This window comes from Enterobacter cloacae complex sp. 6730903 (assembly GCF_048283985.1).
GTDB classification, from domain to species: Bacteria; Pseudomonadota; Gammaproteobacteria; order Enterobacterales; family Enterobacteriaceae; genus Enterobacter; species Enterobacter hormaechei_C.
Map to the genome: position 1 here is coordinate 17669 of NZ_JBLVXX010000011.1, position 26599 is coordinate 44267.

Genomic DNA, 26599 nt, shown 5'->3' on the forward strand with positions numbered 1-26599 from the left:
CTGAAGGCTGTTCCATGTATACCGTTCTTCCCTCTCCCCTGTTGCAACGTATCTCAGGGCTGCGATTCCAGCCGCTTGTCGATCTTCATTCGGGCCAGGTGTTCGCGCATGAAGTTCTCGTGGAGATCCATAACGTCAATCTTGAGGTGCTGTTTGCCTCGCTGCCCTCGCGCAGCGCGCTGCAAATCTTCTTCTGGCAGGCCAACACCCTGTTACAGATACCCGCCCGGGACGCTTACTGGCTAAACCTTCCGGCAGAGCACCTTCTCGACGAACGCGCTATCCGGTTGTTGCTGGCGTTACGCCATCAGCAACGGTTAACGATTGAAATTCAGGATCCCCTCACCATCACACGGCTGAGTGAGGCTGAGCAACGTCGTCTTCATGCCACGCTTGTTCGGTTAAAAGAGGCGGGATGGCAAATCTGGCTGGACGATTTAACCCGGGAGTTGGCTGAGGCGTTCGCGCGGCTTGCGCTGCCGCTGGATGGGGTAAAAATTGACCGCTCAGCGCTGCGGGAACGCGCGCCGCTTGCCCCGTTTGTGCAGGAGGTCAGGGCAGGTATCGCGCAATCAATTCTTATCGAAGGCATCGAGAATTCGCGGGATCTGGCGCGCGCCCGCGCGTCCGGCGCACAGTCTGGTCAGGGTTTTCTGTGGCCCGAAAGCCGAACCGATGCCCGCGTAACGCTTTGACGGCCAGCGGAGCGCTGGCCTTTTTACCGGGACTTACCAGCCCGGCACCGCGCCACCGTTAAAAAGGGTCTCTGCCGCTTTCGCCACTTCCGGCGACTGATAGGACTGGATAAATTCCTTCACGTTTTCGGCGTCTTTGTTGTCCTCACGCGTGACCACAATATTCACGTAGGGTGAGTTTTTGTCTTCGATAAAGACGCTGTCGTGTACCGGAGAAAGCCCCGTTTGCTGGAGATAGGTGGTACTGATAATGGCCACATCCACTTTCGGATCGTCCAGCACGCGCGGCAGCTGCGCCCCTTCCAGCTCCATAATCTGTAAGTTTTTCGGGTTCGCAGTAATATCCAGCGCCGTTGGCAGCAGGCCAACATCCGGTTTAAGGGTAATCAGCTTCTCTTTTTGCAGCAGCAACAGCGCGCGACCAAGGTTGGTGGGATCGTTTGGAATCGCAATGGTTGCGCCGTCCTTCAGCTCAGACACCGATTTAATCTTTCGGGAGTAACCCGCCATCGGGAAGACGAAGGTATTGGCCACGGCGACCAGCTTGTAATTGTGCGCCTTGTTATCTTCCGCGAGGAATGGGCGATGCTGGAAGACGTTGGCGTCCAGTTCGCCCTGGTTGGTGGCATCGTTGGGTAGCAGCGAGCCGCTAAAGCCCACCAGCTCAACATCCAGACCGTATTTCTCTTTTGCCACCTTTTTGGCGACTTCCGCCACGTCCTGCTCAGCGCCATTGATCACGCCGACTTTAATGTGTCTGGCATCATTGCCGCCCTGGTCACAGCCTGCGAGCAGCAGGCCAGTCAGGAGAAGCGCACCCAATCGAAGTTTCACGAGACAGTTCCTTTTGATAGACGTTTTGAAGACTATATCGACAACGAGACGGCAGGCTAAAAAACGAAAAGGAATCAGTAAGACGGATAGGTTATATGCGGCCTGTTACCGGGTGGCGCTGCGCTTACCCGGCCTACGTGACGGGGGAAGTGTAGGCCCGGTAAGCGTAGCGCCACCGGGCGATGGGCATCAGGCGACGGTAGTCCAGTCCTCAACCGTAAGATCCTGTACCATCCCGAACGCATGATCGTTCGTGACAATCGTCGTGCCCCGGCTGATAGCATGTGCGGCAATCAACTGATCGAGATCCCCCATCACGTTCCCTTTCTTTTCCATTGCCGCACGCAGTTCACCGTAGGTGGCTGCGGCTTCGCTATCCCAGGCGCAGACAGTGATGGTTTTAAGAAATTCCATTATGGTTTCGTGCAGCTTGTTGTTTTGCTTTTTGGCTACGCCGTAAAGCAATTCCGCTTCCGTTACGCTTGAAATACACATCTTTTCAGGCGTAATTTGCGAATATCGGTTTACTACTTCAGGATGCTGCCTCACCAGATGGCTTACGATGTTAGTGTCCAGCATATGCAGCATCTTCTACAGCCCTTCCAGAGGGTTTCTTGTCGTATAGCTCTGATTGCGCTCCTCTTTACTTAGAAAGGTATCAGGCACATGCGTTTCTTTTAACATGCGCAAAAAGTTATCCCTGTGCCGTGCTTTCTCGGACCTTGCCGTCAAAACCACATTCCCCTCGTCATCCCGGCGGATATAAACACTCTCCGTTTCAAACGCAAATTCCGCAGGCAAGACCACGGCCTGGTTTCGTCCTTTTTTGAATAGTTTCGCTGTGCGTTCCATGGCAACCTCTGTCGGTTTATTGACCAGCCCACAGCATGCGCTAACGCCCCGGAAAGCGACAAGAGAGACATTGAAAAATCAGAAAGCGACTCGCAATAAATAGCAGAACCGCTAACCTCACGCCTGCCGACGCAGCGGCGCTTCGCGCAAAAACCACGACAGCACAAACGCCAGCACCATAATCCCCGCCGCCAGCATGAATACCGCATGGATCGCCGAGCCGAACGCATCCAGATAGTCCAGACGCAGGGCATCAGGCAGATGGTGTATGGCAACGGGATTAAGTTCGCGCGGCAGTTCCGCCCCTTCCGGCAGCCTGTCGATCAGGCCTGATTGCAGAATATGGGTGAACACCGCGCCAAACAGCGCAACGCCAATCGCCCCGCCAATGGAACGGAACAGCGTCACCCCAGACGTCGCGACGCCGTATTGATCGGCTGACACGCTGTTCTGCACCGCCAGCACCAGCACCTGCATCACCAGTCCCAGCCCCATGCCCAGCACGCCGGTAAACAGGTACAGCTGCCAGGTTGGGGAGGTGATTGAAATGCGCGTCAGTAATACCATCCCCACCACGCCGAGCAGCGTGCCGAGGATCGGGAACAGACGATATTTCCCGGTACGGCTGATGATGCGCCCGCTGATAATGGAGGTGAGCAACAGCCCCCCCATCAGGGGGATCAGCTGCAAACCGGCCTGCGTCGGCGTGGCGTCTTTTACCACCTGTAAATAGAGCGGCAGGAAAGTGACGGAGCCAAACAGCGACATGCCGATAATAAAACCGATCAGGCTACAGAGCAGGAAGCTGCGGTCGCGGAAGAGCGACAGCGGGATAATCGGCTCCCACGCCAGCCGCTCTTCGTAGATAAACCCGGCGATCCCCGTCAGGCCGAAGGCCAGAATGCACCACAGCTGCGGGTCGCTCCATTGGCGGATCGTCCCGCCCTCGGTGGTAAACAGAATGATGCACAGCAACGCCATGCTGAGGTAAATCGCCCCCAGGTAGTCAATCTCATGCTTGCTGCGCCGCGCGCTGCCGTGGAAAACCGCGCCAATCACCAGCAGGGCAAACAGCCCCAGCGGCAGGTTGATGTAGAAAATCCAGCGCCAGGATGCGTGCTGAACGATAAACCCGCCGATCAGCGGCCCTATCACCGTCGCCAGGCCAAACACGCCGCCAAACAACCCCTGATAGCGACCCCGATCGGCTGGCGGGATCACGTCCGCCACGGCAGCCATGCTGATCACCATCAGACCGCCGCCCCCCAGCCCTTGCAGGGCGCGCATCAGCACCAGCTGGGTCATGTTCTGCGCCAGACCGCACAGCGCGGACCCTACAAGAAACAGCACAATCGCGATTTGCAGAACGATTTTTCGGCCAAACAGATCGCCGAATTTGCCGTACAGCGGCACCACGATGGTCGAACTGAGGATATAGGCCGTTACCACCCACGAGAGTTTATCCAGCCCGCCCAGCTCACCCACAATGGTCGGCAGCGCGGTGGAGACAATGGTCTGATCCAGCGCAGAGAGCAGCATCACCAGCAGGAGTGCGCTGAACAGCAGCTTAATCGACGGCGCCTTTTTCGCAGGTTGAGTCATTACGTCGGACTCCATAAGACATCACTTGAAATTAATTAATCGTATAATTAATATTTGTGGAAGTGATGAATAAGATCAAGAGATACGGTGACCATGCCAGCACAAAAGGACAATTCTGAACCCCGCCGCCCCGGTCGGCCACGCGGCGGCAAGCGCGTTACCGCCAGCCGTGAACAGCTGCTGGACATCGCCCTGAACCTCTTTTCCCGCCAGGGGATCGCCAATACGTCGTTGAACGCCATCGCCCGCGAAGCAGGCGTGACGCCCGCCATGCTGCACTACTACTTCAACTCCAGAGAACAGTTACTGGATGCGATGATTGAGGAGCGCTTCCTGCCGTTACGCGAGCGGATCGGGGCGATTTTCGCCGACAACCGGGATTCGCCGGTGGATGCCCTGACGGAAATGATCAGGGTGCTGGCCGAACTGGCGGAAAAGTATCGCTGGTTTGCCCCGCTGTGGATGCAGGAGGTGATTGGCGAGATGCCGGTACTGCGCACCCATTTGCAGGCACGCTTTGGCGATGAGAAATATCACACCACGCTGGCAACCATCAAAGGCTGGCAGCAGGAAGGAAAGCTGAATCCGGCGCTGGCCCCCGAACTGCTGTTCACAACGCTGCTGAGCCTGGTGCTGGTGCCGTTCTCCCGCATGCGCAATGACGAGAGGCTTAGCGCCCTCTCGCCGGAGATCGTGGTGCGCCACGTGTTAGCCGTGATAGGCACCGGGATCGGCGGTTAAAGATTTTTGGACAGATAGTGTCTCTGCATTCCCTGATAAGGGTAATCCTGCAAGGACATCTGCACCTGATAACCCTGCTTTTCATAGAACGGACGCGCCTGGAAGCTGACCGTATCCACCAGCGCGTGACGACAGCCTTTGCGACGGGCCTCCTCTTCAGCCGTTTTGATAAGCTGGCTTCCCACGCCCGTTCCCCGCACGCTGTCGCTGACCCACAGATAGTCGATGTTCAGCCAGTCGCCTTTCCGTACGCCGATTAACCCGCCCAGCATGACGCCATTGTCGTCTCGCATATATACGCCAATATCGCCGCCAAACGTCGCCAGATCTAAAAACTGCGCGTTATAGGCTCTTAGCCCCGTTAATAATTCTTCTTTTTCTTCGGCTGTGACATTATCTGTAATGCTCAGATGCATAATTCTCTCCTTATTTTCAGCGCAATCTGAATATCTCACAGCTTAACCTTCATAAAAACTCCTTATTTTCTCCATTGTTTATAGCTGGAAATATTCATTCAATATGTAAATAAAAAAAGCCTTTCCAATAGGCTCCGAAAACGTATAATGAGAACGATCATTCTCACTTTTTACGGTAGCCGACAATGAGTACAAAGCTGGAAGAACGACAAAAACTGCGGCAGGACGAAATCATCACCGCCGCGCGCCGCTGCTTTCGCGCCAGTGGATTTCACGCTGCCAGCATGTCGCAGATCGCCAGCGAAGCCAGGCTCAGCGTCGGACAAATCTATCGCTATTTCAGTAACAAAGACGCGATTATTGAAGAGATGATCCGGCGCATTATCGACTCACGTATCGAGGAGATGCAGGGCAAAACCCTGGTTGAAGGGATGCCGCAGGCGCTTGCCTGGCGCCAGACGCTTAACGAAGACGATGACGCGCTGATGCTCGAAATGTCCGCAGAGGCCACGCGCAATCCGCTGGTGGCAAACATGCTGATCGAAGCCGAAGCCCGCATGTTCGCCAACGCCTGTGAGCACCTGAAAAAGCAGTTCCCTCACCTGAGCGATGAGCATATTCGCTGCTGCGTGGAGATTACCGCCGTGATGATCGAAGGCACGATTTACCGTCGACTCACGCCTTTAAAAGTACCGTCAGAACAATTAGAGCCTATATACCAGAATATTTTAAATATGATTTTCTCTGCGAAGTAATCGCATGTGAATAATTAGCGGAAATAAGTAATTTCCCTTTTTTCATTTCTGGCTCAGCCAGAGATGCAGGATCGCTGTGCTTTTAATTAACCCTCCTCCCTGTTAAGCAATTAACAGGGCAGGCTTCGTTCACCCTGGAAAAAGATTATGAAAACCATAACAACCTCCATCGCGGCATTACTCCTCCTGACAGGGTGCGATAATGCGCAAACATCTGCTCCCCAGCGTCCTCTTCCGGAAGTGGGGATTGTCACACTCATGAGCCAGCCGGTGTCCGTTGTCAGCGAGCTGACCGGACGCACCGCCGCCGCGATGAGCGCCGAAGTGCGCCCCCAGGTAGGCGGCATTATCCAGAAGCGCCTGTTCACCGAAGGCGATACGGTCAAGGCCGGGCAGGCGCTGTATCAGATCGATCCTTCCAGCTACCGCGCCGCGTATGATGAAGCCGCCGCCGCACTGAAACAGGCGCAGGCGCTGGTGCAGGCCGACTGCCAGAAAGCCCGGCGCTATGCGCAGCTGGTGAAGGACGACGGCGTATCACGTCAGGATGCGGAAGACGCGAAGTCCACCTGTGCGCAGGACAAGGCCAGCGTCGAGTCAAAGAAAGCCGCGCTGGAAAGCGCCCGCATTAACCTCAACTGGACCACCGTCACCGCGCCGATTGCCGGACGTATCGGCATCTCCTCTGTGACCCCCGGCGCGCTGGTGACCGCCCAGCAGGATACCGCGCTGGCCACCATTCGCGGGCTGGACAGTATGTACGTCGATTTAACCCGTTCCAGCGCCGATCTGCTGCGATTACGCAAGCAAACCCTCGCCAGCAACAGCGATACGCTGAACGTGTCGTTGATCCTCGAAGACGGCAGCAGCTACAGCGAAAAAGGCCGCCTGGCGCTGACCGAAGTGGCGGTGGATGAGTCTACCGGCTCCGTCACCCTGCGCGCCGTCTTCCCGAACCCGCAGCATCAGCTTCTGCCGGGCATGTTCGTCCGCGCCAGAGTGGATGAAGGCATCATGAATGACGCGATCCTCGCCCCGCAGCAGGGCATCACCCGCGACGCCAAAGGCACCGCCACCGCGCTGGTGGTGAACGCCAGCAACAAGGTCGAACAGCGTCAGCTGGAGACGGGCGACACCTACGGCGACAAATGGCTGGTGCTGAGCGGCCTGAAGGCGGGCGATAAGCTGATTGTGGAAGGCACCGATAAAGTCACCGCCGGGCAGGAAGTGAAAGCTGAAGAGATGAAAACCAACGGAGGAAACGCCTGATGTTTTCCCGTTTCTTCGTGCGTCGCCCGGTCTTTGCCTGGGTTATCGCCATTCTCATCATGCTCGCCGGGATGCTGGCGATCCGCACGCTGCCCGTTGCGCAGTACCCGGACGTGGCTCCGCCGTCGATCAAAATCTCCGCCACCTATACCGGCGCTTCTGCGCAGACGCTGGAAAACAGCGTGACGCAGGTGATCGAGCAGCAGCTCACCGGGCTGGATAACCTGCTCTACTTCACCTCCACCAGCAGCTCGGACGGGTCGGTGAGCATTACCGTCACGTTTGAACAGGGCACCGATCCGGACACCGCTCAGGTGCAGGTGCAGAACAAAGTCCAGCAGGCGGAATCGCGCCTGCCAACCGAGGTGCAGCAGTCCGGGATCACCGTTGAAAAATCCCAGAGCAACTTCCTGCTGATCATGGGCGTATATGACAAAACCGACACCGCCAGCAGCTCGGATATCGCCGACTGGCTGGTGAGTAATATGCAGGACCCGCTGGCGCGCGTGGATGGCGTCGGTAGCCTACAGGTGTTCGGCGCGGAATACGCGATGCGCATCTGGCTCGACCCGGCGAAGCTGGCGTCGTACTCGCTGATGCCCTCCGACGTGCAGAGCGCGATTGAAGCCCAGAACGTGCAGGTCTCCGCCGGTAAAATCGGCGCACTGCCCTCGTCGAACGCCCAACAGCTGACCGCCACCGTCCGCGCTCAGTCGCGTCTGCAAACGGTCGATGAGTTCAAAAAGATCATCGTCAAGAGCGAGTCCAACGGTGCGGTGGTGCGCATCAGCGACGTCGCGCGCGTGGAGATGGGCAGCGAAGATTACACCGCAACGGCGAAGCTGAACGGCCACCCGGCGGCGGGTATGGCGGTGATGCTCTCACCGGGCGCCAACGCGCTTAATACCGCCACGGCGGTAAAAGACAAGATCGCCGAGTTCAAAAAGTCGATGCCGGAAGGCTACGACGTGGCCTACCCGAAAGACAGCACCGAGTTCATCAAGATCTCCGTTGAGGACGTGATTCAGACCCTGTTCGAAGCCATTATCCTCGTGGTGGTGGTGATGTACCTGTTCCTGCAAAACATCCGCGCGACGCTGATCCCGGCGCTGGCGGTGCCGGTGGTGCTGCTGGGCACCTTCGGCGTGCTGGCGCTGTTCGGTTACTCCATCAACACCCTGACGCTGTTTGCGATGGTGCTGGCGATAGGGCTTTTGGTGGATGACGCCATCGTGGTGGTGGAAAACGTCGAGCGTATTATGCGCGACGAAGGGCTGCCCGCCCGGGAAGCGACCGAAAAATCGATGGGCGAAATTTCCGGCGCGCTGATCGCCATTGCGCTGGTGCTCTCTGCGGTATTTCTGCCGATGGCCTTCTTCGGCGGCTCCACCGGGGTGATTTACCGTCAGTTCTCGGTCACCATTATTTCGGCGATGTTCCTCTCCGTGGTGGTGGCGCTGACCCTGACGCCCGCGCTGTGCGGCTCGATCCTGAATCACACCGCTCCGCACAAAAAAGGTTTCTTCGGCGCGTTTAACCGCTTCTACAGTAAGACCGAGCACGGCTATCAGAATAAGGTTCTGCGCGCCCTGCGCCGTTCCGGTGGCATGCTGGTGATCTACGCCCTGCTCTGCGGCGCGATGGGGTTCGCCATGCTAAAACTGCCGGGCAGCTTCCTGCCAACCGAAGACCAGGGTGAAATCATGGTGCAGTACACCCTGCCCGCCGGCGCAACCGCGGTGCGTACTGCCGAGGTAAGCCGCCAGGTACGCGAGTGGTTCCTCACCAAAGAGAAAGCCAATACCGACGTGATCTTCACCATTGAAGGCTTCAGCTTCAGCGGCAGTGGCCAGAACGCCGGGATGGCGTTCGTCTCCCTGAAAAACTGGTCAGAGCGCAAAGGCGATGAGAATACCGCTCAGGCCATTGCCCTGCGCGCCACGCAGGAGCTGAGCACCATTCGGGATGCCACAATTTTCGCCATGACGCCCCCGGCGGTGGATGGTTTAGGCCAGAGCAACGGCTTTACCTTTGAGCTGATGGCCAGCGGCGGCACCGACCGCGACGCGCTGCTGAAACTGCGTAACCAGCTGATTGGCGAAGCCAACCAGGACAACTCGCTGCACGCCGTGCGCGCCAACGATCTGCCGCAGATGCCGCAGCTTCAGGTGGATATCGATAACAACAAAGCCGTGTCGCTGGGGCTCTCCCTGAGCGATGTTACCGACACCCTCTCCAGCGCCTGGGGCGGCACCTACGTGAACGACTTCATTGACCGTGGCCGCGTGAAAAAGGTCTACATCCAGGGCGACAGCGACTATCGCGCGGTGCCATCGGATCTTAACAAATGGTATGTGCGCGGCAGCGACAGCACCATGACCCCGTTCTCCGCCTTCGCCACCACCCGCTGGGAGTATGGCCCGGAAAGCCTGGTGCGCTACAACGGCTCGGCGGCGTATGAGATTCAGGGCGAGAACGCCAGCGGCGCCAGCTCCGGTACGGCGATGAGCAAAATGGAGCAACTGGCGAATAACCTGCCGTCCGGCAGCACCTGGGCATGGAGCGGTTTGTCGTTGCAGGAAAAACTGGCGAGCGGTCAGGCGATGAGCCTCTATGCCCTCTCCATCCTCGTGGTGTTCCTGTGTCTGGCGGCGCTGTATGAGAGCTGGTCGGTGCCCATTTCGGTCATCCTCGTGATCCCGCTTGGGGTGCTGGGCGCAGCCATTGCCGCCTCCCTGCGTGGCCTGAGCAACGACGTCTACTTCCAGGTGGCGCTGCTGACCACCATCGGTCTGTCGTCGAAGAATGCCATTCTGATTGTCGAGTTTGCCGAAGCCAAAGTCGCCGAAGGCTACTCCCTGACGCGCGCCGCCCTGCGGGCCGCCCAGACGCGTCTGCGTCCGATCATCATGACCTCGCTGGCGTTTATCGCAGGCGTGACGCCGCTGGCGATTGCCACCGGCGCCGGGGCCAACAGCCGCGTGGCGATCGGTACCGGCATTATCGGCGGGACGCTGGCCGCGACGCTGCTGGCCATCTTCTTTGTTCCTTTATTCTTTGTACTGGTGAAACGTCTGTTCTCCGGTAAGCACGCAAACCGGAGGTCATAATGTTTCGTGTAACTGTTTTAGCGTTAGCCCTGCTGAGCGCAGGCTGTGTGTCATTAGATCCCACGTATCAGCGCCCGGACGCGCCCGTTCCGGCCACCCTGCCCGGCGCGCACGGCGAAGCCAACGCCGTGGTGAGCCAGTGGCAGCAGGTGATGAATGATGCGCGGTTGAAAAGCGTGGTGACGATGGCGCTCAACAGCAACCGCGACGTGCAGAAAGCGATAGCGGATATCGACGCCGCCCGTGCCCAGTATGGCGAAACGCGCTCGTCCCTGTTCCCGACGGTGGACGCGGAACTGAGCCACACCCGCAGCCGCACGCTGGCGAGCGGCGTCGCGACAAGTGACGAAGCCAACGGCGCGGTCTCCAGCTTCGAGCTGGATCTGTTTGGCCGCAACCAGAGCCTGTCGCGCGCCGCGCGTGAAACCTGGCTTGCCAGCGAATTCACCGCGCAGAACACGCGCCTGACGATGGTCAGCGAGCTGACCACGGCCTGGGTGACGCTGGCGGCGGATAACAGCAATCTGGCGCTGGCGAAGTCCACCCTGGAGAGCGCCGCAAACTCGCTCAAGATTGTGAAGCGCCAGCAGGAAGTGGGCGTGGCGGCGGCAACGGACGTCAGTGAAGCGATGGCGGTTTACCAGCAGGCGCGCGCCAGCGTGGCGAGCTACCAGACGCTGGTGATGCAGGACAAAAACGCTCTCAACCTGCTGGCGGGCGATACGGTGCCCGAGAACCTGCTGCCCGGCACGCTGGAGAGCCTGAGCGACAACGCCATCACGCTGATCCCGGCGGGCGTCAGCTCCAGCGCGCTGCTGCGTCGTCCGGACATTCAGGAGGCGGAACATAACCTGCTGAGCGCTAACGCCAACATCGGGGCGGCGCGCGCCAACTTCTTCCCGACCATCTCGCTCACCGCCAGCGCGGGCGTCGGCAGCGATTCGCTGTCGTCCCTGTTCAGCCACGGGATGAAGGTCTGGTCGTTTGCGCCGTCCATCACCCTGCCGCTGTTCAGCGGCGGCAACAATATGGCGCAGCTGCGCTATGCGGAAGCCGAGAAAAAAGGGTTAATTGCGACCTATGAGAAAACCATCCAGAGCGCGTTTAAGGACGTGGCCGACGCGCTGGCCCGGCGCGAAACGTTGAGTGAACAGCTTGATGCCCAGCGTGAATACGTGGCGGCGGAGCAAAAAACGCTGGATGTGGCGACGCGCAGTTACAAGGCTGGCGCGGGCGATTATCTGACGGTGCTCACCGCGCAGCGGTCGCTGTGGTCGGCGCAGGCATCACTGATTGCCTTGCAGCAAACCGACCTGGAAAACCGCATCACGCTGTGGCAGTCGCTGGGCGGCGGGATTCAGTAACATCACTGCCGGGCGGCGCAACGTTGCCCGGCCAACAGAGTAAATACCTATGGCAAAACTCTCTTTTTCTTTCGCGGCCATCCTTGGCCTGCTGACGGCGATCGGGCCGCTGTGTTCCGATTTTTATCTTCCGGCGCTGCCGGAGATCGCCTCCCAACTCAATACCTCCACAACGCTGACGCAGCTTTCTCTTACCTCGGCGCTGATTGGCCTGGGGCTGGGACAACTCTTTTTCGGCCCGCTAAGCGATCGCATCGGACGTAAAACGCCGCTGCTGTTCTCACTTTTGCTGTTTGTACTGGCTTCAGTGCTTTGTGCCAGCACGCAGAATATTTACGCCCTGATCGGCTGGCGATTTGTGCAGGGCGTTGCCGGGGCGGGCGGCTCCGTACTTGCCCGCTCCATCGCCCGTGATAACTATCATGGCACGATGCTAACGCAGTTTTTTGCCCTACTGATGACGGTCAACGGCATCGCGCCCGTGGTGTCTCCGGTACTCGGTGGCTATATCGCGTCGCATTTCGACTGGCGGATGCTGTTCTGGGTAATGGCAGGGGCGGGTCTGGCGCTGCTGATCGCCAGCCAGCTTTTTATCCGCGAGTCCCTCACAGAGAAACAGGGCGGGGGATCGCTGACGCAAACCGCCAGGACGGTACTTAATAATCGTCGCTTTATGCGCTACTGCCTGATCCAGGCCTTCATGCTGGCAGGGCTGTTCGCCTATATCGGGGCATCCTCCTTTGTGATGCAAAACGAGTATGGCCTGAGCGCCATGCAGTTCAGCCTGCTGTTCGGTGTGAACGGTATCGGCCTGATCGTCTCAGCGCTGATTTTCTCCCGTCTGGCACGCCGCCATCTGGCGGAAAGATTGATGCGAACAGGCCTCGTTCTGGCGGTGTCCTGCGCGGGGCTGACGTTGCTCTTTGCGTGGATGCAGCTTTCCGTTCCGGCACTGGTTGCACTCTTTTTCACCGTCGCCTTTAACAGCGGGATCAGCACCCTTGCGGGTTCAGAAGCGATGAGCGCAGTCGACACGAAGGAGTCCGGCACAGCGTCAGCCATTCTGGGCATGCTGATGTTTTTATTCGGCGGGATCGCAGCGCCTCTCGCGGGTATCGGCGGAGAAACGATGCTGAAAATGAGTCTCGCGGTGTTAGTAAGCTATGGCATTGCACTGGCGATCGGATCCCGCACGCAGAATGCGTAAATTCATACTTTTGGCTTGAATCGCGCTGATGAATGTAACGATATATTTCAGGGGAAGCATGTGACGTTCAAAGGAGGTTTCGATGAAATCTGCACACCTGGTTTGCCTGCTCGTTTGCCTGATTTTCGCTGCGTTTGTTCACGCGCAGGAGAAGAGCGCTCCGGAGAAAGAGGCGCAAATAAAACAGCAGGTCCTGAAAGATGTGAAGAAAACCTGTACCCCGCAGAAAAAGCAGAGCGATAAGGCCTGGCAGGCGATGATTTTGTCGTCTGAGGCCAATCAGCTGCTGATCAAAAACGCCATCACCGCCGTGAAGCGTGACAACCTGGACGCCTACTGGGATGCAGTAAGCCAGGTGGATTGTATGGAAGATTACTGAGGGCTGAGCGCCGGGTGGCGCTGCGCCTTACCCGGCCTACATCACACATTTAACGCTTCCGCACATCCGGAATAATCAAATCCCCGCGCAGAACGTAGGACCCGAGCATCTGCGTTTTCTCCGTCAGCCAGCTCACGATGCGCGCCGCCATGGCGTCCATGGAATACTCAATGGCCGGGATCACCGGAACACCCGGCAGATGCAGCGAACCGCCGAGGCTAAAGACCATGATGTCTTCCGGTACCGATTTATTAAACGCCTGTAACTGCGGGATCACCCGCTGGGCTTCCTGCTCGTCCGCCACCAGCAGCGCGTTGAAGTTCAGCGTGGACGCGTTGTTGAGTAATTCCTGAAGCGCAACGGACGATGAAGTCGCGTCTATAAACACGAGGTTGCGATTAAAGGGCAGGAAGTTTTTCTCCAGCGCGTGTTTGTAGCCCAGCAGCACCTGATCGGCAAAGCCGCTGCCTTGCGGGTGGATCAGCGCTATCTGGCGACGCCCCTGGCTGGTGAGATAGTTACAGGCCGTTTCAGCCGCGAACGCGTGATCGAACTGAATGCTATTGGCGTTATCGGCTTCCATACAGTCGACCAGAATCACGTTGTCCATGTCCACGTCCAGCGGGAAACGCGCGCCAATCACCAGAATGTCATCACATAAGCCGCAGGAGAGTTCTTCAAGGGCGTTCATCACTTCTGTTTTTGTGTGTGCGAAACGCAACAGCAGATGTTTTTGATGCTGGCTGAGGTGTTTTTCCAGCGCGTACAGGTAACCGGTGGTCTGGTTAATGTTTTCCTGCGCGCAAATCACCCCAATGCAGCCCGTCGACTGGCTGAGCAGCGACTGGGCGATCACGTTGGGACGATAGTTCAGCTCGTCCACCGCTTTCAGAACAGCCTGGCGGCTGGCTTCCTTCACGCCACGCGACCCGCTCAACACCCGTGATACCGTGGCTTTGGACACCCCGGCCAGACGCGATACATCGTTGATTGTAGACATCTCTCTCCCCTGTCAGACGCAACTGGCGTCTGTAATTTCCATCACCGCTACGGCTCACATTATAGCCAGAACGGAGTATATCCGTTTCCGTTTTCCATGGAAACCGATTTTCCGTTTCCACTCAACTTGATGCCAAAACAGCCAAATTATGTGACCCACATCCGGTTAATTAGCCTCATAAGTAAGGGATCTTGATGGTTGTCACACTTCTGTCTTTTATAAATGGAAACCGGTTTCCGTATCATGTCCAATCATCCTCGCAATAACTTTTTACATTTTGAGGATGGTTGTCGATGTTCAAGATTATGCTGTGCTGCTCTGCCGGGATGTCCACCAGCCTGCTGGTCAGCAAAATGATCGATGTTGCAAAAGAACGGGGCTTGCCCGTGAAGATAGATGCGTATGGCGTATCCGAATTTGATACGCAGTTTCCGCACTACCAGGTGGTGCTTCTCGGACCGCAAGTGAAATACATGTTAAAGACGCTCTCAGACAAGGCAGCGACGCAAGGCATTCCGGTGCAGCCCATCGACATGATGGATTACGGCATGCAGCGTGGCGATAAAGTACTGGACTATGCTCTGTCGCTCATCGAAGCGACACACTAAAAGGTGTTCACATGAGTTCGTTATATCAATCCATGGTCGCGGTGATTGAGCAGTCAATTACGCCGCTGGCCGCAAAGCTCGGTCAGCAAAAGTATGTGATTGCCATCCGCGACGGCTTTACCGCCGCGCTGCCGTTTATGATCATCGGCTCGTTTATGCTGGTGTTTATCTTCCCGCCGTTTTCGGCGGATACCACCAACAGCTTCGCCCGCGGCTGGCTGGATTTCTCCGAGACCTACCGCGAACAGCTGATGCTGCCGTTTAACCTCAGCATGGGCGTGATGACCTTCTTCATCTCGGTGGGGATTGGGGCAAGCCTGGGGCGTCAGTTTAACCTCGATCCGGTGATGTCCGGCCTGCTGGCCTTTATGGCCTTCCTGCTGGTCGCCGCGCCCTATGCCGATGGCAAAATCTCGACCCAGTATCTCTCCGGCCAGGGGATCTTCACTGCGCTTATCACCGCGATCTACTCCACCCGCGTCTATGCGTGGCTGAAGCAGAACAACGTCACCATCCGCCTGCCGAAGGAAGTGCCGACCGGCGTGGCGCGTTCGTTTGAGATCCTGATCCCGGTGATGGTGGTGATTGGTACCCTGCACCCGCTGAACCTGTTCATTGAAGCGCAGACCGGGATGATCATCCCGCAGGCGATTATGCACCTGCTGGAGCCGCTGGTGTCCGCGTCTGACTCGCTGCCCGCCATTCTGCTCTCCGTGCTGCTGTGCCAGATCTTCTGGTTCGCCGGTATCCACGGGTCGCTGATTGTCACCGGCATCATGAACCCGTTCTGGATGGCGAACCTCTCGGCAAACCAGGCGGCGCTGGCGGCGGGCGCGGCGCTGCCGCACGTTTATCTGCAAGGTTTCTGGGATCACTACCTGCTGATTGGCGGCGTAGGCTCCACCCTGCCGCTGGCGTTCCTGCTGCTGCGTAGCCGCGTTACGCACCTGCGCACCATCGGCAAAATGGGCGTGGTGCCAAGCTTCTTTAACATCAACGAACCGATTCTGTTCGGCGCGCCGATCATCATGAACCCGATGCTGTTTATCCCGTTCGTGTTCGTTCCGCTGGTCAACGCCTGCCTGGCGTACGGCGCAACCAAACTCGGCTGGCTGGCTCAGGTGGTTTCGTTAACCCCGTGGACCACCCCCGCGCCGATTGGCGCCTCGTGGGCGGCGAACTGGGCGCTGAGCCCGGTGGTGATGTGCCTGGTCTGCATGGTGATGTCCGCCCTGATGTACCTGCCGTTCCTGCGCGCCTATGAGCGTACGCTCATCAAAAATGAAGAGCAGAAAGCTCAGGCAACCGTCGGCACCGCTGAAACAGTCAGCAATTAAGTCAAAGAGGAAAGGTCATGAAATACGCATTTCCCGATAACTTCTGGTGGGGCAGCGCAAGCTCCGCTCTCCAGACGGAAGGGACACGAGAGGGTGAAACCACGTGGGACTACTGGTTTGACCGCGAGCCGAACCGTTTTCACAACGGCGTGGGGCCGCAGCACACCTCCACGTTTTATCAGCACTGGAAAACGGACATTCAGCTGTTGAAGCAGCTGAACCACAACAGCTTTCGCACCTCGATTAGCTGGGCGCGCCTGATCCCCGACGGTATCGGTGAAGTGAACCCGGACGCGGTCGATTTTTACAATCAGGTCATTGATGAGCTGAATGAACAGGGCATCACGCCGTTTATCACCCTGTTCCATTTCGACATGCCGATGGCGATGCAGGAGATTGGCGGCTGGGAAAACCGTGACGTGGTGGACGCGTACGCCCGCTATGCGCAGATATGCTTCGAGCTGTTCGGCGACCGCGTGCTGCACTGGTTTACCTTCAACGAGCCGATCGTGCCGGTGGAAGGCGGTTATCTGTACGACTTCCACTACCCGAACGTGGTGGATTTTTGTCGGGCGGCCACCGTGGCGTATCACACCGTGCTGGCCCACGCGAAGGCCGTTCAGGCCTACCGCGCCGGACACTACGCGGGTGAGATCGGCATCGTGCTCAACCTGACGCCGTCGTATCCGCGCTCCCGGAACCCGGCGGACGTGAAGGCGGCGCACATTGCGGACTTGATGTTTAACCGCAGCTTCCTCGACCCGGTGCTGCGCGGGGAGTATCCGGCGGACCTGGTGGCATTGCTGAAATCTTACGATCAGCTGCCCGCCTGCAAGCCGGAAGACGGCTTCCTGATTGCGGAAGGGAAAATCGACCTGCTCGGCATTAACTACTATCAGCCGCGTCGCGTGAAGTGTCGCGACAGCGCGGTGAACCCGCAGGCGCCGTTTATGCCGGAGTGGTTCTTTGATAATTACGAGATGCCGGGCCGCAAGATGAACCCGTACCGCGGCTGGGAAATCTACGCGCCGGGTATTTACGATATTCTGGTTAACCTGCGCGATAATTACGACAACCCTCGCTGCTTTATTTCGGAAAACGGCATGGGTGTCGAAAATGAGCAGCGCTTTATTGAAAACGGCCAGATTAACGATCAATACCGCATTGAGTTTATTTCTGAGCATTTAACGTGGCTGCACAAAGGTATTAGCGAAGGCTGCAATTGCCTTGGCTACCATATGTGGACGTTTATTGATAACTGGTCGTGGTGTAATGCGTATAAAAACCGCTACGGTTTTATTCAGCTCGATATTGAGACGCAGCAGCGCACCATCAAAAAAAGCGGAGAGTGGTTTGCCGCCACCGCCTTAAATAATAGTTTTGATAAAGAGTAATGATGATGATCGCACTAGAAGAAGCCGTAATGGAAATTATCGTCAACGCCGGTCAGTCCCGCAGTCTGTGCTTTGAAGCCCTGCACGCGGCGCGCCAGGGCAACCTTGACGAGGCCAAAAGCCTGCTGCGCGAAGCTGACGGCTACGCGCGCCAGGCGCACAAGATGCAGACCAAACTGATCGAGCAGGATGCGGGCGAAGCCCGCCAGCCGATGACCTTAATTATGGTGCACGCCCAGGATCATTTAATGAATTCCTTATTAGCGCGCGAGTTATCCGAAGAAATTATTCATTTATATCAGAGATAGTCTATGGCGAAATAATTACTGTAATACCTCTGTACCCTAAATAGAGATCCACTTGTTCTGATGATAGCGACATACTCTGTCAGATCGGAGCGGGATGGTTATTGTCTGAATAAAATTAAACTATATTGAGATAACCATGAATACGATTAAAAAACTTCCATTAACCATGGCGGTTATCGCCGCGCTTTGCCCAATTTCCGTCCTCGCTCAGGAATTCACTCAGGAGCAAATCGACGCCATTGTGGCGAAAGCGGTGGATAAAGCCCTGGCCGAGCGTCAGGCCAAAATGGATGCGGCGGTCGCGAAAAAAGCGGACGTGGTGACCGAGCCGCAGAGCGCGGCGCAGTCTCCGGACATGGCGATCCCGTTCGGCGTGAAATTTACCGGCTACGCCCGCTACGGCGCGCACTTCCAGGCCGCCGATCAGAAATACGTGGCGGTGGACGGCTCCTACAACGGCGCGTCCGCCATTGGTCGTCTGGGTAACGAAGGCAACGGCGGCGAGTTCCAGCTCTCCAAGGCCTTCAAGGGCGAAAACGGCGCCATCTGGGACATCAACGTGATGATCGACCACTGGGGCGACGAAGTTAACCTCAAAAAAGCCTACGCCGGGGTGACCAACATTATGGCCTCCAACCCGAACGCCTACTTCTGGGCGGGTCGCGACTTCCACCAGCGTCCGCAGCAGGGCATCAACGATTACTTCTGGATGAACCACGACGGTCAGGGCGCCGGGGTGAAGAACTTCGACATCGGCGGCGTGCAGTTTGACGTGGCCGCCGTGGCAGCGGTGGAATCCTGTAGTCCGGAAGTGATGGAAGACGAAGCGAACCCGTCGCGCATCACCTGTACCGGCTGCTCCGGCACGGGCGACAAGGGCAACTACGCCGCCACCTCCAAAATCCACGGCATGAAGCTCGGTCCGCTGGATCTGGAGCTATACGCCAACTACGGCTTTGACTCGAAAGCGGTGGAGAGCGACGAGCGTCTGAACGCCTGGCAGGGCGGCGTGGTGCTGAGTCATACCAACGACAGCGGCGTGAACAAGGTAATTGCCCGCTACTCCGATAACTCGGACAACAGCGTGTTCAACAAAACCGAGGATCTGACCACGGTCTACGCCAGCTTCGAAGGGCTGTACAAATTCACCCAGGCGACGCAGGTGGAGTACCTCCTCGCCTTCCATGACTACGACAACAGCCGCGATAAGACCGACAACCGCAAGAACTACAACGCCATCGTGCGCCCGATGCACTGGTGGAACGACGTTCACTCCACCTGGCTAGAAGCGGGCTGGCAGCACGTGGATTACGACAACGGCGGCGACAACAAGGGCTGGAAGCTGACTCTGTCGCAGAACATGTCCATCGCCATGGGGCCGGAGTTCCGCCCGATGCTGCGCTTCTACGTGACCGGCGGCAAGGTGGATAACGAACGCACCGCGCGCGTGAACAACACCAAAGATGAAACGCTGGACGACTTCAACGTCGGCGCGATGTGGGAGGCGTGGTTCTAAGGTAAAAGCAAAACGGCAACGCGAGTTGCCGTTTTTAGTGTTCGCTCCCTCTCCCCGTGGGAGAGGGCCGGGGTGAGGGCACCAGACCTCACCCTACAAGGTTTTGTAGGCCGGGTAAGCGTAGCGCCACCCGGCAAGATCCCATGTTATGCTACAAAAAAACCAACATAACAGGGGAGAACATGGGTTCCACACGCAAAGGGATGCTCAACGTCCTGATCGCCGCCGTTTTATGGGGCAGTTCCGGGGTTTGCGCGCAGTACATCATGGAGAAAAGCCACATTTCTTCGCCTTACCTGACCATGGTTCGTCTGCTGTTTACCGGCGTGATCCTGCTGACGCTCTCCTTCGTTCACGGCGACAAGATTTTCTCGGTCATCAAAAACCGCAAAGACGCCCTCAGCCTGCTGTTTTTCTCGCAGGCTGGCGCGCTCACCGTGCAGCTCACCTTCCTGCTGACGATTGAAAAATCCAACGCCGCGACGGCCACCGTGCTCCAGTTTCTGTCGCCGACCATTATCGTGGCGTGGTTTGCGCTGGCGCGGAAAACGCGTCCCGGCATATTTGTCTTATCCGCGATTTTCACGTCGCTTGTGGGTACCTTCCTGCTGGTAACCCACGGCGACCCGACGTCGCTCTCCATCTCGCCTGCCGCGCTGTTCTTCGGCATCGCCTCGGCGTTTGCCGCGGCGTTTTACACCACCTATCCATCGACGCTGATTGCCCGCTACGGCACGCTGCCGATTGTCGGCTGGAGTATGTTGATTGCGGGACTAATGCTGACGCCGTTCTACGCCGGACGCGGCACCACCTTCGTGATCGACGGCGGCCTGCTGCTGGCGTTTTTCTACCTGGTGGTGATAGGCACCGCGCTGACGTTCAGCCTGTATCTGAAAGGCGCACAGATGATCGGCGGGCCGAAAGCGAGCATTCTGAGCTGCGCCGAGCCGCTGAGCAGCGCGCTGCTGTCGGTGGTGTTGCTGGGGGTGGCATTCACCCTGCCGGACTGGCTGGGGACGCTGCTGATTGTGTCGTCGGTGGTGTTGATTTCGATGGATTCGCGTAGAAGGGTTAAGGCATCGGCGTAGCCTGATGCCCTCACCCCAACCCTCTCCCACGGGAGAGGGAGAAAAGCACTACTTCGCCTTAACCTTCCCCGCCACCAGCAGCGCGGTCAGCAGCATCAGCGTGCCGGAAATTACCAGCGGCGAGGTCAGCCCCAGATGGTCGAGCGCTACGCCGCCCACCGCCGCGCCGCAGGTATTCGCCAGCTGGATCACCGCCACCTGAATCGACCCGGCTTTTTCCGCCTGATCGGCAAGCGAGCGGGTGATCCACGTCGACCAGCCCACCGGCACCAGCGCAAAGGCAAAGCCCCAGATAATCGCGATCGCCGAAGCCACCCACTTATCGCTGCCCCACAACACCAGCACCGCGGCGCTGATCGCCAGCACCAGCGGGGCACCCGCCAGCGCGACCTTCAGGGAGCGCTTCAGGAACTGGGACGACAGCGAGGTGCCGACAAAACTGGCGATCCCGAAGCTCAGCAGCACCAGCGTCAGGCCGTCCACGTCAAAGCCCGCCATGGTCATATACACCGGACGGATATAGGTGAAGAAGGCAAACTGCCCGGCGAAGGCCATGAAGATGGCGGTCATCCCCGCCAGCACGCCCGGGCGCTTCAGCAGCGCGAACATGTTCTGTTTGTGGTGCGCCGCTTCCCCCGGAAGGGACGGCAGCGCCTTCCACACCCAGATTATGCACAGCACGCCCATCACCGCCGCCGCGTTGAACACGTTACGCCAGCCGATAATCCCGCCGAGGAAACTGCCCAGCGGCGCGGCAATCACCAGCGCGATGGAGACCGCGCCGAAGATGACGGACAAGGCTTTTGGCACCGTACGCGCGGGCACCAGGCGCATGGTCAGCGAGGCGGACATCGCCCAGAAGCCGCCTAATCCCAGCCCCAGGCAGGCACGGCCGAGCAGCAGCAGGGTGAAGCTTTCCGCGAAGGAGACAAGCAGGCAGGAGAGCGTCAGCAGCACGCTGAACAGAATAACCACCTTGCGACGGTCAATGGTGCCGATCGCCTGGGTGATAAACAGGCTGGCGAACATCGCCACAAAAGCGGTGACGGTCACCGACTGCCCCGCCACGCCCTCGGAAATGCCCAGATCCTGAGCCATCGGCGTCAGCAGGCTCACCGGCAGGAACTCGACGGTGATCAGGCAGGCGACGCAAAATGCCACGGAGAAAACCGCCGACCAGTTGGGGCGTGAAACCTCTTTGGCCTGCGGTGTGGTCGTGGGCTGGGTATGTTCTGTCATGGCGTCACCTGAAGATAAAAACGTGCGGAAAAGTCGCGCAGTTTATCATCAAAAGTGTGACGAATTTAACGTTTCGACAACTTTTGTCGTTTTTAATGCCGGGCGGCGCTGCGCTTGCACCGGCCTACGGGCTTGTAGGCCCGGTAAACAAAGCGCCACCGGGCAAAATTACCCGCGAGCCTTAAGAGCGGCATTCGCTAATCCCACGATCCACTCCTGATGCCCGTTAATCATTGGGTTCGGCACGGTGCGCGCTAATTCCTGCGCCGGCACGCCTTTCTGCGACTCCTGAGTCAGAATGCGCACGCGGTTTCCCGGCAGGTCTTCAAACAGCCAGGCGTGGATCACGTCCAGACGCGAATTCGCATCCCCTTCTACCCAGCCGTGCCACGCGATACGCGCGGCTTCGCCCTCCACGGGCGGAACATACTCCGTCACCTGCGCTTCAACCGGGAAGCCGAAGGTGGTGAAGCGAAAGCGGGCGTTGGCGCTCAGCGCCGGGCCGCTGCCGTCGTGAAAACGGATATCCTCGGCGTTGCTGTAGTAGTTCGGCCACAGGGTGGTGTCGTTAAGCTGCGCCCAAATCTCTTTTGCGCTCAGCCCGGCGACGATGATTTCGTTGGATGCAAAGTTATCGGTGGTGCCGGGCAGGTAGTCGTTCGGCCAGATAATGGCGGATTGTTTCATGGTTCACCTCATCGGTTAGTTGATAAGGTGATGGTGCGCCTGCGGGTGATATAAATCTAATGACGATGCTTTATACTCTTCATCACGTTTCGTGATATCAGTGCAGGTAAAACACGCCCTCTTCCGGCAGGAAAAGCTGGTTGTAGCGCAGCTGGAAGGCGTTAAGCTCCTGCGGGTCAGGCTCTATCTCGCGCATAAAGCCGAGCGCGAGGCGGATTTGCGCATCGGTGATCGGCGCGGCCAGACGGGCTTTACGCAGCATGCGGTGCCAGGTATGCAGATTCTCTTCGCTGGCGTCGACGATGCAGACCTGCCAGATCAGCAGCACCTGAGCGGCATTTAGCAGATGCGCCTCGTCGGGGCGTTCAAGATAGCGGATAAACTCATTGCCCGGCGTTTTACCGAACTGGTCAATCATCGACTCGACCGGCATCGGGGTGATCCCCAGCCGCTCGCTTAAACGTTTGATGGCGCGGCGGGAGTCTGAGGTCAGGACACGAAATCCAACCACAAACACCACGGCAAGCGTTGCCAGCATTATCCAGACCATGCGTTCTCCTTAGACTAGCCGCCCATCATAGCGGGAAACGCAGTGCGTCAACAGCGGGCAGCGCCATAATAGTAAACGGAAAAGAGGTGGAAAAACGTCATGAAAGCGGATCTGCGCACGCTGGATCTTAACCTGCTGAAAACGCTGGATGCCCTGCTGGACGAACGCAGCGTCACCCGCGCGGCGGCGCGTCTTGCCCTGACCCAGCCAGCGGTAAGCGGCATGCTTAACCGCCTGCGGGATTACTTTGAAGACCCGCTGTTTATCCGCGCGCCGCACGGCATCGTGCCTACCACCCGGGCGGAAGCGATGGCGGCTCCCGTCAAACGCATTCTGGCAGATATCGACGAGCTGCTTCAGCCGATCGCCTTTGATCCGCTCACCGCAACGTTCACCTTCACGCTTGCCGCGACCGACTACGCCCTGCGCGCGGTCGTCGTGCCGTTTATCGCTGCGCTTAAGGTGCAGGCGCCGGGGATTCGCGTGCGCGTGGTACCTGTGGAATCCGACCGTCTGGTCAGCCAGCTCGAACAAGGCTCTGTCGACGTGGCGCTGATCACCCCGCACACCACGCCAGATGAGCTTCACAGCCGGGCGCTTTATGATGAACGGTACGTTTGCATGATGCGTGCCGACCATCCGGATGCCGGACAGCCCATGACGTTAGACCGGTTTTGCGCCCTGGAGCATGTGCTGGTCTCTTACGAGGGCGACGGTTTTCGCGGCGTAACGGATGGCGCGCTGGAGAAAACTGGCCGAACGCGGCATGTTGGCTTATCGGTGAGTAACTTTTTAGTCCTGCCGGACGTGCTGGCCCTCAGCGATATGATTGCCGTTGTGCCATCACGCATAGCGGAAAAGCAGACGGGGATGTTCGTCTGCGAGACGCCGGTTCCCGTACCCGGCTTTACCAAAAGCATGGCCTGGCACGGCAGAACGCACCGCAACCCCGCGCAGGCGTGGCTGCGCGGGCTGTTGCTGGAGACCAGTCAGCGAGCCTGAAGCCCTTTCAGCAGCGCCTCGTGGAAGCGGGCGGGATCCTGCATCTGCGGCGCGTGGCCCATGTCGTTAAATTCAACCAGCGTCGCGTGCGGGATACGCTTCGCCGTCTCTTTGCCCAGCACCGCGTAGTTACCGAGCGTCTTGCGGATCTCCGGTGGGGCGAGATCTTTCCCGATGGCGGTGTTGTCCTTCGTGCCGATCATCAATAATACCGGCATCTTCAGCTCGCTAAATTCATAGACGACCGGCTGGGTATAAATCATGTCGTAGAGCAGCGCCGAGTTCCACGCCACGCGCGCTTTGCCTGGCCCGTTGTTCAGCCCGGCGAGCATGGTCACCCAGCGCTCGTATTCCGGCTTCCACTCCCCGGCGTAGTAGGTGTTTTTCTCGTACTGACGAATACCGTCGGCGCTGACCTTCAGCTCGCGCTGGTACCACTGGTCGACCGTAATATGCGGCACGCCGCGCGCTTTCCAGTCTTCAAGCCCTATTGGGTTCACCATCACCAGCTGCTCCACCTGCTGCGGCCACATCAGCGCGTAGCGGGTCGCCAGCATGCCGCCGGTCGAATGGCCGATAACCGTGACGCGATCGACGCCCAGCGTTTTCAGCAGCGCGTGGGTGTTATCAGCCAGCTGCTGGAAGGTGTACTGATAATGCTCCGGCTTGGTGGATTTGCAGAAGCCGATCTGGTCAGGTGCAATCACGCGATACCCGCTGGCTGAAAGCGCGCGGATCGTGCCGTCCCAGGTGCCAGCGCAGAAGTTTTTGCCGTGCATCAGCACCACGGTGCGGCCGTTGGGTTTTTCCGGCTTCACGTCCAGGTAAGCCATATCCAGAGGCTGGTTCTGCGAGGTAAAGGTAAAGTGTTTTACCGGCCAGCCGTAGTCAAAACCTTCCAGCTTCTCGCCGTAGGTGGGGGCATCCGCGGCCATTGCGGGGGAGGCCAGTGCCATCAACAGCGCCAGGCAGGACAATCGTCGGGTCAACATGCAAGCTCTCCGTTAGCAAAAGGGGCTAAGGCTGCACGAAAGGCGGCAGCAAAAAAACTGTAGAGCATGGAGAGGGGCGGGTGTGTAAAGCGGGGTAAAGGTGTGGCGTACAAATAAAAAAGCCCGGCATCACACACCGGGCAAAGAAGTTACCTGCACACTCAGGCTACTTTTAATTTCTGCGCACGATTCTCGCGGCGGATCTTACGCTCTTCCAGCACCGCAACCATCGCCATCAGGACGATACAGCCAATCGCTGCCGCATCCAGCGCGGCGAAGGTACCCGCCCAGCCGGTGAGGCCGAAAATTGGCGTGCCGTCGGCGATCATGCCCAGACCGAGCTTGGCGAAGCTGTCGCCGATCAGGTAGGCGAAGGTGCCTTTAATCCCATCGGCGGCGCCGATCGCTTTTTTCGGCACAAAGCCAACTGCCGCCACGCCGATCAGCAGCTGCGGACCGAACACCAGGAAGCCGAGCGCAAACAGCGACGCCAGGTAAACGTACTGGTTGCTGGCGTGCTGGTAAACGCCGAGCGTGGCGATAATCAGCGCCAGCGCGACGCAGGCCACCAGCGCGCGACGTCCGTTGGCGAGATCCGAGAGCCAGCCCCACAGCAGCGTGCCGATCAGCGCGCCCACTTCAAACAGGGTGAAGCCCTGAATCGCCACCTCTTTCGAAAGCTTCAGCTCCTGGAAGGCATACACGGTGGACCACTGGTCGATACCGATACGCACCACGTACAGGAAGATGTTCGAGAAGCAGAGCAGCCAGATCACTTTGTTTTTCAGCACGTACTCAACAAAGATCTGCCATTTGGACATTTCGTTTTCTTCGGTCTCTTTGTCCTCTTCGCTGATCTCCTCGCCGAATAGCTCTTCGGCTTTACCGAGGCCGTAGGATTCCGGGGAGTCGCTGCCGTAGCGCAGGCCAATAAAGCCAACAATCAGGGCGATAATCGACGGGAAGATAAACATGCCGATCACGTGACCGTCGAACAGGTAGTTCGCACCGAACAGCGCCACGCCAGCCGCGCCCGCTCCGCCGAGGTTGTGGGAGATGTTCCACATGCCGAGGTACGAACCCCGCTTGCGGCGCGGCGTCCATTTGGTGATGGTGGAGTAGCTGCATGACCCGCCGGTACTCTGGAAGAAACCGCTCAGGGCGTAGAAGGCGATCATCAGGAACAGGCTGACGGAGCCCGCGCCCATGCTGGCGCTGAAGCCGAGCATACAGATGGCGGAGAGGATCAGCATAAACGGCAGGAACTGCTTGGTATTTTTGCCGTCCGCGTAGTAGGAAACGACTGTTTTCCCCACGCCGTAGGTGATGGAGAAGCCCAGGCCAATCATCCCCAGCTGCGTCATGCTCAGCCCGTAGGTGGAGATCATGTCGTTCTGCGCGATGTTAAAGTTTTTGCGGATCAGGTACATGGTCAGGTAGCCAATGAAGACCACCAGATAGGACTGCATGAACGGTTTGAACCACATCTTGCGCCGCACGTCGAGCGGCAGATCCAGGGTCGGCTTGCGCACCTGATTTAAGAAGGCCAGCATGACTGAGTTACTCCTGAGCTGATTTTTGCAGCATTGTAAAAACCAGCCAGGAGATATGCCTGAGACAGCGTCCAGGTGAAACCGGGAAAATTTCTTAGTTT

At 58.1% G+C, this 26599-nt stretch carries 26 protein-coding genes; 15 read left to right on the top strand and 11 right to left on the bottom strand.

Annotated elements, in window-relative coordinates:
* Positions 1-14: 14 nt before the first annotated feature.
* Positions 15-695, top strand: a complete 681-nt coding sequence (locus ACNQ0W_RS07940) for an EAL domain-containing protein (RefSeq protein WP_047364897.1) — start codon at positions 15-17, stop codon at positions 693-695.
* 33 nt (positions 696-728) lie between these two features.
* On the opposite strand, the gene nlpA is transcribed toward ACNQ0W_RS07940, so the two are convergent.
* The 4 genes from nlpA to ACNQ0W_RS07960 all read right to left on the bottom strand — a co-directional run bounded on the left by nlpA (position 729) and on the right by ACNQ0W_RS07960 (position 3998).
* Complete coding sequence (gene nlpA / locus ACNQ0W_RS07945; RefSeq protein WP_023315104.1) at positions 729-1529, bottom strand: lipoprotein NlpA; 801 nt, start codon at positions 1527-1529, stop codon at positions 729-731.
* Positions 1530-1718: 189 nt separating this feature from the next.
* Entirely contained in the window at positions 1719-2117 is a 399-nt protein-coding gene (locus tag ACNQ0W_RS07950; protein ID WP_080454685.1) for a type II toxin-antitoxin system VapC family toxin, read from the bottom strand.
* Positions 2118-2120: 3 nt separating this feature from the next.
* A complete protein-coding gene (locus tag ACNQ0W_RS07955) occupies positions 2121-2381 on the bottom strand; it encodes an antitoxin (protein WP_047050676.1) in 261 nt (86 codons plus the stop codon).
* A gap of 117 nt (positions 2382-2498) precedes the next feature.
* Positions 2499-3998 (bottom strand): MDR family MFS transporter, encoded by a 1500-nt coding sequence (locus tag ACNQ0W_RS07960; RefSeq protein WP_015570095.1) that lies wholly within the window; start codon positions 3996-3998, stop codon positions 2499-2501.
* 78 nt (positions 3999-4076) lie between these two features.
* On the opposite strand from ACNQ0W_RS07960, the gene ACNQ0W_RS07965 reads away from it, so the two are divergent.
* A complete protein-coding gene (locus tag ACNQ0W_RS07965; protein WP_062933088.1) occupies positions 4077-4724 on the top strand; it encodes a TetR/AcrR family transcriptional regulator in 648 nt (215 codons plus the stop codon).
* On the opposite strand, the gene ACNQ0W_RS07970 is transcribed toward ACNQ0W_RS07965, so the two are convergent.
* Positions 4721-5140: a GNAT family N-acetyltransferase gene (locus ACNQ0W_RS07970; protein WP_062933087.1), complete on the bottom strand. Its 420-nt coding sequence runs from the start codon at positions 5138-5140 to the stop codon at positions 4721-4723. The two genes, ACNQ0W_RS07965 and ACNQ0W_RS07970, sit on opposite strands and share 4 nt — an antisense overlap.
* Before the next feature lie 185 nt (positions 5141-5325).
* Here ACNQ0W_RS07970 and ACNQ0W_RS07975 point away from each other — a divergent pair, with 185 nt between their 5' ends.
* The 6 genes from ACNQ0W_RS07975 to ACNQ0W_RS08000 all read left to right on the top strand — a co-directional run bounded on the left by ACNQ0W_RS07975 (position 5326) and on the right by ACNQ0W_RS08000 (position 13224).
* Positions 5326-5895, top strand: coding sequence for a TetR/AcrR family transcriptional regulator (locus ACNQ0W_RS07975; RefSeq protein WP_000104919.1), 570 nt, complete (start codon positions 5326-5328; stop codon positions 5893-5895).
* Between the two features lie 147 nt (positions 5896-6042).
* Positions 6043-7164 carry an efflux RND transporter periplasmic adaptor subunit gene (locus ACNQ0W_RS07980; protein ID WP_017383665.1) on the top strand — a complete coding sequence of 374 codons (1122 nt, stop codon included), beginning with the start codon at positions 6043-6045 and terminating at the stop codon, positions 7162-7164.
* Positions 7164-10274, top strand: coding sequence for an efflux RND transporter permease subunit (locus ACNQ0W_RS07985; RefSeq protein WP_062933086.1), 3111 nt, complete (start codon positions 7164-7166; stop codon positions 10272-10274). The genes ACNQ0W_RS07980 and ACNQ0W_RS07985 overlap by 1 nt, the downstream gene beginning before the upstream one ends.
* Positions 10274-11638 carry an efflux transporter outer membrane subunit gene (locus tag ACNQ0W_RS07990; RefSeq protein ID WP_047050667.1) on the top strand — a complete coding sequence of 455 codons (1365 nt, stop codon included), beginning with the start codon at positions 10274-10276 and terminating at the stop codon, positions 11636-11638. The genes ACNQ0W_RS07985 and ACNQ0W_RS07990 overlap by 1 nt, the downstream gene beginning before the upstream one ends.
* Positions 11639-11687: 49 nt before the next feature.
* Positions 11688-12845, top strand: a complete 1158-nt coding sequence (locus tag ACNQ0W_RS07995; RefSeq protein ID WP_062933085.1) for a multidrug effflux MFS transporter — start codon at positions 11688-11690, stop codon at positions 12843-12845.
* An 82-nt stretch (positions 12846-12927) separates the two neighbouring features.
* On the top strand, positions 12928-13224 hold the full coding sequence (locus ACNQ0W_RS08000; RefSeq protein WP_003861030.1) for a YicS family protein: 297 nt from the start codon (positions 12928-12930) through the stop codon (positions 13222-13224).
* 49 nt (positions 13225-13273) lie between these two features.
* Here ACNQ0W_RS08000 and ACNQ0W_RS08005 read toward each other — a convergent pair whose 3' ends face one another.
* Positions 13274-14224: a LacI family DNA-binding transcriptional regulator gene (locus ACNQ0W_RS08005; protein ID WP_062933084.1), complete on the bottom strand. Its 951-nt coding sequence runs from the start codon at positions 14222-14224 to the stop codon at positions 13274-13276.
* Between the two features lie 293 nt (positions 14225-14517).
* On the opposite strand from ACNQ0W_RS08005, the gene ACNQ0W_RS08010 reads away from it, so the two are divergent.
* The 6 genes from ACNQ0W_RS08010 to ACNQ0W_RS08035 all read left to right on the top strand — a co-directional run bounded on the left by ACNQ0W_RS08010 (position 14518) and on the right by ACNQ0W_RS08035 (position 20475).
* A complete protein-coding gene (locus tag ACNQ0W_RS08010; protein ID WP_017694003.1) occupies positions 14518-14832 on the top strand; it encodes a PTS sugar transporter subunit IIB in 315 nt (104 codons plus the stop codon).
* Positions 14833-14843: 11 nt separating this feature from the next.
* Positions 14844-16169: a PTS cellobiose transporter subunit IIC gene (locus tag ACNQ0W_RS08015; protein WP_017694004.1), complete on the top strand. Its 1326-nt coding sequence runs from the start codon at positions 14844-14846 to the stop codon at positions 16167-16169.
* Positions 16170-16186: 17 nt separating this feature from the next.
* Positions 16187-17563, top strand: a complete 1377-nt coding sequence (locus ACNQ0W_RS08020) for a glycoside hydrolase family 1 protein (RefSeq protein ID WP_062933083.1) — start codon at positions 16187-16189, stop codon at positions 17561-17563.
* Between the two features lie 5 nt (positions 17564-17568).
* On the top strand, positions 17569-17871 hold the full coding sequence (locus ACNQ0W_RS08025) for a PTS lactose/cellobiose transporter subunit IIA (RefSeq protein ID WP_014168006.1): 303 nt from the start codon (positions 17569-17571) through the stop codon (positions 17869-17871).
* 136 nt (positions 17872-18007) lie between these two features.
* The gene (locus ACNQ0W_RS08030) at positions 18008-19387 is read left to right on the top strand and encodes a carbohydrate porin (RefSeq protein WP_116329915.1); all 1380 of its coding nucleotides are present in this window, start codon (positions 18008-18010) and stop codon (positions 19385-19387) included.
* Between the two features lie 182 nt (positions 19388-19569).
* A complete protein-coding gene (locus ACNQ0W_RS08035) occupies positions 19570-20475 on the top strand; it encodes an EamA family transporter (protein WP_417933182.1) in 906 nt (301 codons plus the stop codon).
* Between the two features lie 48 nt (positions 20476-20523).
* On the opposite strand, the gene nepI is transcribed toward ACNQ0W_RS08035, so the two are convergent.
* The 3 genes from nepI to ACNQ0W_RS08050 all read right to left on the bottom strand — a co-directional run bounded on the left by nepI (position 20524) and on the right by ACNQ0W_RS08050 (position 22951).
* Positions 20524-21714, bottom strand: a complete 1191-nt coding sequence (gene nepI / locus ACNQ0W_RS08040; protein WP_015570108.1) for a purine ribonucleoside efflux pump NepI — start codon at positions 21712-21714, stop codon at positions 20524-20526.
* Positions 21715-21882: 168 nt separating this feature from the next.
* Positions 21883-22401, bottom strand: a complete 519-nt coding sequence (locus ACNQ0W_RS08045) for an SRPBCC domain-containing protein (protein WP_017694007.1) — start codon at positions 22399-22401, stop codon at positions 21883-21885.
* A gap of 97 nt (positions 22402-22498) precedes the next feature.
* Positions 22499-22951 (bottom strand): DUF1198 domain-containing protein, encoded by a 453-nt coding sequence (locus ACNQ0W_RS08050; RefSeq protein ID WP_045333531.1) that lies wholly within the window; start codon positions 22949-22951, stop codon positions 22499-22501.
* Between the two features lie 99 nt (positions 22952-23050).
* Between ACNQ0W_RS08050 and ACNQ0W_RS08055 the strand changes: the two genes are divergently transcribed.
* Positions 23051-23953, top strand: coding sequence for a LysR family transcriptional regulator (locus tag ACNQ0W_RS08055; RefSeq protein ID WP_045338706.1), 903 nt, complete (start codon positions 23051-23053; stop codon positions 23951-23953).
* Here the strand turns inward: ACNQ0W_RS08055 and ACNQ0W_RS08060 are convergent.
* On the bottom strand, positions 23941-24945 hold the full coding sequence (locus ACNQ0W_RS08060) for an alpha/beta fold hydrolase (RefSeq protein ID WP_062933082.1): 1005 nt from the start codon (positions 24943-24945) through the stop codon (positions 23941-23943). The genes ACNQ0W_RS08055 and ACNQ0W_RS08060 overlap by 13 nt on opposite strands.
* A 161-nt stretch (positions 24946-25106) precedes the next feature.
* Positions 25107-26498 carry a hexose-6-phosphate:phosphate antiporter gene (gene uhpT / locus ACNQ0W_RS08065; RefSeq protein WP_062933081.1) on the bottom strand — a complete coding sequence of 464 codons (1392 nt, stop codon included), beginning with the start codon at positions 26496-26498 and terminating at the stop codon, positions 25107-25109.
* Positions 26499-26599 lie beyond the last annotated feature (101 nt).

Bases quoted from the DNA above. Each gene is read 5' to 3' on its own strand.
- ACNQ0W_RS07940 (WP_047364897.1), top strand. From the start codon at position 15: ATGTATACCGTTCTTCCCTCTCCCCTGTTGCAACGTATCTCAGGGCTG.
- ACNQ0W_RS07950 (WP_080454685.1), bottom strand. From the start codon at position 2,117: ATGCTGCATATGCTGGACACTAACATCGTAAGCCATCTGGTGAGGCAG.
- ACNQ0W_RS07955 (WP_047050676.1), bottom strand. From the start codon at position 2,381: ATGGAACGCACAGCGAAACTATTCAAAAAAGGACGAAACCAGGCCGTG.
- ACNQ0W_RS07960 (WP_015570095.1), bottom strand. From the start codon at position 3,998: ATGGAGTCCGACGTAATGACTCAACCTGCGAAAAAGGCGCCGTCGATT.
- ACNQ0W_RS07965 (WP_062933088.1), top strand. From the start codon at position 4,077: ATGCCAGCACAAAAGGACAATTCTGAACCCCGCCGCCCCGGTCGGCCA.
- ACNQ0W_RS07970 (WP_062933087.1), bottom strand. From the start codon at position 5,140: ATGCATCTGAGCATTACAGATAATGTCACAGCCGAAGAAAAAGAAGAA.
- ACNQ0W_RS07975 (WP_000104919.1), top strand. From the start codon at position 5,326: ATGAGTACAAAGCTGGAAGAACGACAAAAACTGCGGCAGGACGAAATC.
- ACNQ0W_RS07980 (WP_017383665.1), top strand. From the start codon at position 6,043: ATGAAAACCATAACAACCTCCATCGCGGCATTACTCCTCCTGACAGGG.
- ACNQ0W_RS07985 (WP_062933086.1), top strand. From the start codon at position 7,164: ATGTTTTCCCGTTTCTTCGTGCGTCGCCCGGTCTTTGCCTGGGTTATC.
- ACNQ0W_RS07990 (WP_047050667.1), top strand. From the start codon at position 10,274: ATGTTTCGTGTAACTGTTTTAGCGTTAGCCCTGCTGAGCGCAGGCTGT.
- ACNQ0W_RS07995 (WP_062933085.1), top strand. From the start codon at position 11,688: ATGGCAAAACTCTCTTTTTCTTTCGCGGCCATCCTTGGCCTGCTGACG.
- ACNQ0W_RS08000 (WP_003861030.1), top strand. From the start codon at position 12,928: ATGAAATCTGCACACCTGGTTTGCCTGCTCGTTTGCCTGATTTTCGCT.
- ACNQ0W_RS08005 (WP_062933084.1), bottom strand. From the start codon at position 14,224: ATGTCTACAATCAACGATGTATCGCGTCTGGCCGGGGTGTCCAAAGCC.
- ACNQ0W_RS08010 (WP_017694003.1), top strand. From the start codon at position 14,518: ATGTTCAAGATTATGCTGTGCTGCTCTGCCGGGATGTCCACCAGCCTG.
- ACNQ0W_RS08015 (WP_017694004.1), top strand. From the start codon at position 14,844: ATGAGTTCGTTATATCAATCCATGGTCGCGGTGATTGAGCAGTCAATT.
- ACNQ0W_RS08020 (WP_062933083.1), top strand. From the start codon at position 16,187: ATGAAATACGCATTTCCCGATAACTTCTGGTGGGGCAGCGCAAGCTCC.
- ACNQ0W_RS08025 (WP_014168006.1), top strand. From the start codon at position 17,569: ATGATCGCACTAGAAGAAGCCGTAATGGAAATTATCGTCAACGCCGGT.
- ACNQ0W_RS08030 (WP_116329915.1), top strand. From the start codon at position 18,008: ATGAATACGATTAAAAAACTTCCATTAACCATGGCGGTTATCGCCGCG.
- ACNQ0W_RS08035 (WP_417933182.1), top strand. From the start codon at position 19,570: ATGGGTTCCACACGCAAAGGGATGCTCAACGTCCTGATCGCCGCCGTT.
- nepI (WP_015570108.1), bottom strand. From the start codon at position 21,714: ATGACAGAACATACCCAGCCCACGACCACACCGCAGGCCAAAGAGGTT.
- ACNQ0W_RS08045 (WP_017694007.1), bottom strand. From the start codon at position 22,401: ATGAAACAATCCGCCATTATCTGGCCGAACGACTACCTGCCCGGCACC.
- ACNQ0W_RS08050 (WP_045333531.1), bottom strand. From the start codon at position 22,951: ATGGTCTGGATAATGCTGGCAACGCTTGCCGTGGTGTTTGTGGTTGGA.
- ACNQ0W_RS08055 (WP_045338706.1), top strand. From the start codon at position 23,051: ATGAAAGCGGATCTGCGCACGCTGGATCTTAACCTGCTGAAAACGCTG.
- ACNQ0W_RS08060 (WP_062933082.1), bottom strand. From the start codon at position 24,945: ATGTTGACCCGACGATTGTCCTGCCTGGCGCTGTTGATGGCACTGGCC.
- uhpT (WP_062933081.1), bottom strand. From the start codon at position 26,498: ATGCTGGCCTTCTTAAATCAGGTGCGCAAGCCGACCCTGGATCTGCCG.